Source organism: Gemmatimonadales bacterium, from assembly GCA_030697825.1.
Classification (GTDB): Bacteria; Gemmatimonadota; Gemmatimonadetes; order Gemmatimonadales; family JACORV01; genus JACORV01.
Genome location: JAUYOW010000132.1, coordinates 1 through 4595 on the forward strand (window position 1 = coordinate 1; position 4595 = coordinate 4595).

A 4595-nucleotide genomic window follows, 5' to 3' on the forward strand; every position below is an offset into this window, starting at 1 on the left:
TCCTGAACGGCGCCGAGCCGCGCATCGCCACGCGGGCCAAGCTGGAGCGCTGGGTGGCGAGCCGCCGCATGCGGGAACGCGGCCCCGGCGTCGGACGCCTCGTGGAGCTCCTGGGCGAGCTCGGTGCCGAGCTCTCTCCCGGCCAGACCGCCGCCCTCGGCGAGCACACGGTGCGCTTCCTCGTCAACGCGTATGAGGCCCGGCGCCTCCCACCGCCGCGTTGGGTGCGGGAGCTGGCCAACCACTACCAGACGTCGCGCCACGGCTCCTGAGCGCGCCGAGTTGACTCGGCGCAACGGCCGAGCGTAGGTTAGGCGTGCAGTTTGTGCAGTTGCACCGCTGCGCGCGCCATGACCGACGTCCCCGACCGCGTTCCCGCCCGCCCGCGCGTCCTCGTGGTGGAGGACCACGCGCTTCTCCGCGCTGCCCTCAGCCGGTTCCTCCGGCTGAAGGGCTGCGGCGTCGAGGCCGCCGCGGACGGCGCGGAAGGTCTCGAAAGGCTGGCGGGCGACCATTTCGACGTCGTGGTGAGCGACGTCCAGATGCCGAGGCTTGACGGGCCGGCCTTCTACGAGCGCGCGGTGGCGTTGCACCCGTACCTCCGGCGCCGGTTTGTCTTCTGCAGCGCCATGCCGCCTCCCCTCTCCCTCATGACGAACCCCGCGGTCCGCTTCTACTTCAAGCCCCTGGAGCTGAGCGACCTCTGGGCGACGCTCAACGAGATGCTCGGGGATCAGCAGCCTTAGAGCGGCATCTCCCACTGGACCACATCTTCCGCCGGCCGGTGCGCGAGCGCGTCGGCGTACTCGTCGTGAACGAACCCGACCTTTCTCTGCAACCGCGCTACTCTCCGCTTGAGCGCTGTGGCGTATTCCCTGGTGACGAACCCCCGCGCGTCGAACGCCCGCTCGTACTTGGCGAGCAGCGCCGGGAACTCCTGTTCGACCACCCCCAGGAAACGCCGCTTGATGGGCGGGTAGAGCCGGAGCGGGTCCGCGCGCGCGAACGCCGCGCCGGCGTCCTTCGCCGCGCGCATCACGGCCTCGAGGTGCGGCACGTCGTCGGTGATCCCCGGCAGCACCGGCGCGATCAGCACCCCGGCGTGGAGCCCGGCCCGCACCAGCTTCTCCAGCGCGCCCAGCCGCACCGCCGGCACCGGCGAGCGGACCTCGAGCTTCCGGACCAGCAGCGCGTCCACGCTGATGAGCGAGATGAGCACGGTGACGCGGCTCCGCTCGGCCAGCCTCTGGAGCACGTCCAGGTCGCGCGCGATGAGCGGTGACTTGGTGATGATGCCGATGTGGAGCCCGTGGACCTGCGCCAGCCGCTCCAGCACCCGCCGCGTGATCCGGTACGTCCGCTCGGCGGGCTGGTACGGGTCGGTCGCGGTGCCGATCACGATGGTGTGGCCGCCCAGGCGCGACGGTCGCGCGGCGAGCGCCGCGATCTCCGGCGCCGCCACCTTCACGAAGATCTGCCGCTCGAACGTCTCGTCGTCCCAGGCCGCGGGACCCAGCGTGCCCTTCGCGCTCCCCCGCTCGACCACGTACCGGTGGGCGTAACGGGCGTAGCAGTACGAGCAGCCGAACTCGCAGCCGACGTACGGGTTCAGGGACCAGAAATCCATCCCCGTCTGCCGCGGCGAGTTCAGGACCGATTTGATGGGCAGCTCGATGAACTGCGCCCCGCGCTGCCGCTCATCGAGCACGACCCACGGAGAAGCGGGCACCGGCGCACCGCCGCGCAGCCGCACCGAGTCCGCAGTACTGTGCGCCGGTGCGCCGGTGCGTCCCTGCGCGTCTGTGCGTCTGCGCGTCTGCGCGTCTGTCTTCACCCGCACCTCCCCCACCCGCACGCCGGGCAGTACGCGCACCCGGAGGCAGCCACCATCCCAGAGCCGCAGTCAGGGCACGGGGACGCCTGCGACACCCCGCTTTGTGGTTTTGCAACCTCAATTGCGACAAGCTGTTCCATGCACGGCCTCGAATCAGCTTCGGTGTTTCTTCGGGTGCTGGAGGCCAATATACGCTCCCGGTGGGACGGCGCAAGGGTGCATAGCCGAGGCTTCCTGGGGTGGCTATTTTGGGCGGGCCAACCGACCGAAGTTCATTTCCAGGAGGAACGCCGTGCCGTTCAGCCTGTTGCCACGCGAAGAAGAGTTCTTCGACCTCTTCGTCGAGGTCGCTCTTCGTAGCCACGAGGCCGCCGGTCACCTGGTCGGCCTCTTCGGCGACCCGGAGAAGGCTCCCTACCACGCCGACCAGATCAAGCGGCTCGAGCACGAGTGCGACCAGATCACCCACGAGGTCGTGAACCGGCTCGACCGCACTTTCATCACCCCCATCGACCGAGAAGACATCTACAAGCTGGCCGGCGACCTCGACGACGTCATCGACGTCATCGACGGAGTCTCCCGCCGCGCGGAGATCTTCCGGGTGGGGCCGGCGCCCGAGGGGGTGAAGCAGCTCACCGCCGTCATCGAGCGTGCCGTGGGCGCGCTGGCGCGCGGCGTGAAGCAGCTCAAGAAGCGCGACGGGGTGATGGAGTCCTGCATCGAGGCGAAGCAGCTCGAGGAGGAGGCCGACTCCATCTACCACGCCTCGCTCGGCCGGTTGTTCGACGAGGAGAAGAATGCCATCGAGCTGATCAAGTGGAAGGAGATCTACGACAACCTCGAGCGCTGCGTGGACCAGGCGGAAGACGTCGCCAACGTGCTCGAGAGCATCACGATCAAGCACGGCTAGCCCGTGAACACCGTCACCTTCGTCCTGGCGATCGTCGTCGTCGCCTTCATCTTCGATTTCATCAATGGTTTCCACGACTCGGCGAACTCGATCGCCACCGTCGTCTCGACGCGCGTGCTGTCCCCGGGCTGGGCGGTGGTCTGGGCCGCGTTCTTCAACTTCGTCGCCGCGTTCGGGTTCGGGACGGCGGTGGCGAAGACGATGGGCAAGGGGCTCATCGACATCAATCTTGTGGATCCCCAGGTGATCCTGGCCGGCTTGGTCGGCGCGATCGCGTGGGACTTGATCACGTGGTACTACGGCATCCCATCCTCGTCGTCCCACGCGCTGATGGGCGGCTACGCCGGGGCAGCCATCGCCAAGGCAGGCATCGGCGCGCTGATCCCGGGGGGTTGGCTCAAGCCGATCCTGTTCATCTTCCTCTCGCCGATGATGGGCTTCACGCTCGGCCTGCTCATGATGGTGATCGTGGGCTGGAGCTTCCGCCGCGCGCATCCACACAACATTGACGGGTGGTTCCGTCGCCTCCAGCTCTTCTCAGCCGCCGCGTACAGCCTGGGCCACGGCACCAACGACGCGCAGAAGACCATGGGCATCGTGGTCGGTCTCCTGTTCTCCGCGCAGGCGGTCTTCGCGAACCACCAGTGGCGCTTCCTGCACATCACGACCGTGGACACCATCCCACTGTGGGTGATCCTCTGGGCGCACGCGGCGATAGCGCTCGGCACGCTCGCGGGCGGATGGCGCATCGTGCGGACGATGGGCCAGCGCATAACCAAGCTGAGACCCTACGGCGGGTTCTGTGCCGAGTCGGCCGGCGCGATCTCTCTGTTCATCGCGTCGCACTTCGGCATCCCGGTCTCTACGACCCACACGATCACCGGCGCGATCAGCGGCGTAGGCGCGACGGAGCGCTTCTCAGCGGTGCGCTGGGGTGTGGCCGGACGGATCGTGTGGGCCTGGATCCTCACCATCCCGGCCGCGGCGGTGATCGCGGCGGTGAGTTACCTGATCGTGCACGCCGTCATGTAGCGACGGCGGGGAGGCGGTGATGGCGAAGCTGACCGAGTCGGAGATCGAAGCGGGCCTGCGCGGCCTCTCAGGCTGGACGCGTCGGGGCGACGAGATCAGGAAGAGCTACACCTTCAAGGCGTTCGCGGAGGGGGTCCGCTTCGTGGACCGCGTCGCGGTGCTGGCGGACGCGGCCGACCATCACCCCGACATCGATATCCGCTGGACCACCGTGACGATGGCGCTGTCAACTCACAGTGCCGGGGGACTCACCCGGAAGGACTTCGACCTCGCGGCGCAGATCGACGTGGCGCTGACCTAGGCGGCCCCCGCTCCGCCCTCCAGAGGCTGGGCGCGGTGCAGGTTCACCATCCTGGTCTCGCCCTGATACGTGGCCGAGGGCGCGTCCGCCAGCGCCGTCAGCTTCCTCAGATCCGCTCCTATCCGGTTCGCCATCTCGAGGATCGTCTCCACGCCGGCTTTGTCCTCGGCCGACAGCCCTACGGCCGTCATCTTCAGCAGTCCGGCCTGCCCCACGATCGCGGCGAGCGCGTTGTTCACCTCATGGCGGATCGTGACCGCCACCTCGCCGATCGCCGCCAGACGCTCGGCCTTGATCAGTCGGTGGTAGTAGTCGTGGAGCTGCTGCGAGAGCCAGCCCACCGCGATCGCCAGCGCTCCGTAGGAGATGTAGATAGGCAGCAGAACGCTGGAGTTCACCGGCATGAGGTTGAGCTGAAGGACGAGCTGCACGGCGAGGTACAGCAGCGTGCCCGCCACCAGGCCCGCCAGCGAGCCGAGCATGCCGTAGTGCAGCGAGAGGATGAACGCCGGCGCCAG

7 protein-coding genes are annotated in these 4595 nt (G+C 68.2%); 5 read left to right on the forward strand and 2 right to left on the reverse strand.

Annotated elements, in window-relative coordinates:
- Positions 1 to 272 (forward strand): hypothetical protein (locus tag Q8Q85_06795; protein MDP3773960.1); only part of this gene is annotated, 272 nt, incomplete at its 5' end.
- A gap of 78 nt (positions 273 to 350) precedes the next feature.
- Positions 351 to 746, forward strand: a complete 396-nt coding sequence (locus Q8Q85_06800; protein ID MDP3773961.1) for a response regulator — start codon at positions 351 to 353, stop codon at positions 744 to 746.
- Here Q8Q85_06800 and Q8Q85_06805 read toward each other — a convergent pair.
- Positions 743 to 1834, reverse strand: a complete 1092-nt coding sequence (locus Q8Q85_06805) for a radical SAM protein (protein ID MDP3773962.1) — start codon at positions 1832 to 1834, stop codon at positions 743 to 745. The genes Q8Q85_06800 and Q8Q85_06805 overlap by 4 nt on opposite strands.
- A gap of 292 nt (positions 1835 to 2126) precedes the next feature.
- Here Q8Q85_06805 and Q8Q85_06810 point away from each other — a divergent pair, with 292 nt between their 5' ends.
- The 3 genes from Q8Q85_06810 to Q8Q85_06820 are packed head-to-tail and all read left to right on the forward strand — an operon-like array spanning position 2127 to position 4077.
- Positions 2127 to 2744, forward strand: coding sequence for a DUF47 family protein (locus Q8Q85_06810; protein MDP3773963.1), 618 nt, complete (start codon positions 2127 to 2129; stop codon positions 2742 to 2744).
- Positions 2745 to 2747: 3 nt separating this feature from the next.
- Positions 2748 to 3776 carry an inorganic phosphate transporter gene (locus Q8Q85_06815; GenBank protein MDP3773964.1) on the forward strand — a complete coding sequence of 343 codons (1029 nt, stop codon included), beginning with the start codon at positions 2748 to 2750 and terminating at the stop codon, positions 3774 to 3776.
- Positions 3777 to 3795: 19 nt separating this feature from the next.
- On the forward strand, positions 3796 to 4077 hold the full coding sequence (locus tag Q8Q85_06820) for a 4a-hydroxytetrahydrobiopterin dehydratase (GenBank protein ID MDP3773965.1): 282 nt from the start codon (positions 3796 to 3798) through the stop codon (positions 4075 to 4077).
- Here the strand turns inward: Q8Q85_06820 and Q8Q85_06825 are convergent.
- A partial coding sequence (locus Q8Q85_06825) for a hypothetical protein (protein ID MDP3773966.1) occupies positions 4074 to 4595 on the reverse strand: 522 nt, incomplete at its 5' end. The two genes, Q8Q85_06820 and Q8Q85_06825, sit on opposite strands and share 4 nt — an antisense overlap.

Excerpts from the sequence above, each read along its gene's own strand:
- Q8Q85_06800 (MDP3773961.1), top strand. The coding sequence starts at position 351 with ATGACCGACGTCCCCGACCGCGTTCCCGCCCGCCCGCGCGTCCTCGTG.
- Q8Q85_06820 (MDP3773965.1), top strand. The coding sequence starts at position 3,796 with ATGGCGAAGCTGACCGAGTCGGAGATCGAAGCGGGCCTGCGCGGCCTC.